Source organism: Mesorhizobium sp. M2E.F.Ca.ET.209.01.1.1, assembly GCF_004010375.2.
Taxonomy (GTDB): domain Bacteria; phylum Pseudomonadota; class Alphaproteobacteria; order Rhizobiales; family Rhizobiaceae; genus Mesorhizobium.
In genome coordinates this window covers 1-372 of the sequence record NZ_SADP02000418.1, presented here as the reverse complement: position 1 = coordinate 372, position 372 = coordinate 1, and the positions used below count along the sequence as shown (strand labels likewise).

Below are 372 nucleotides of genomic sequence, written 5' to 3'. Positions count from 1 at the left end.
GAGTGGCTGATGGTCGAGAATTTCTATGGCGCTTAGAAGGGCCGATCTCATCGGTTCAGCCAGCGCGAGAAACGCCGAAAACGCGGGTGCCAGTGCGTCATTTTTCGACGTTTGCGCCACCCGGGTGAGGAGTTCGTTGGTTGCCTTGGGATTGCGCTTTGCACCTGCTGGATATGCTTGAGCAGGCCGAAGCAAACTGGCGGCAGAGTTCGTCGGGGCTGTGCCCGTGGTTATGAGAATTAACTTAGCGCGCGAGGGGAGAGACGGATCGTCCTTCGCAGCCACCGCCCACACTCGAAGTGTCTTCCATAGATCAGTACCTGCATCGCTAAGATTTGCTAGGCGATCGATATGATGTTTTGTATGCGGATC

The 372-nt window shown here is 55.6% G+C and carries 1 pseudogene; it reads right to left on the bottom strand.

What is annotated here, in order from left to right:
* Nucleotides 1-285 (bottom strand): annotated as a pseudogene (locus tag EN852_RS41865) (hypothetical protein); the annotation flags it as partial.
* Nucleotides 286-372: the final 87 nt, after the last annotated feature.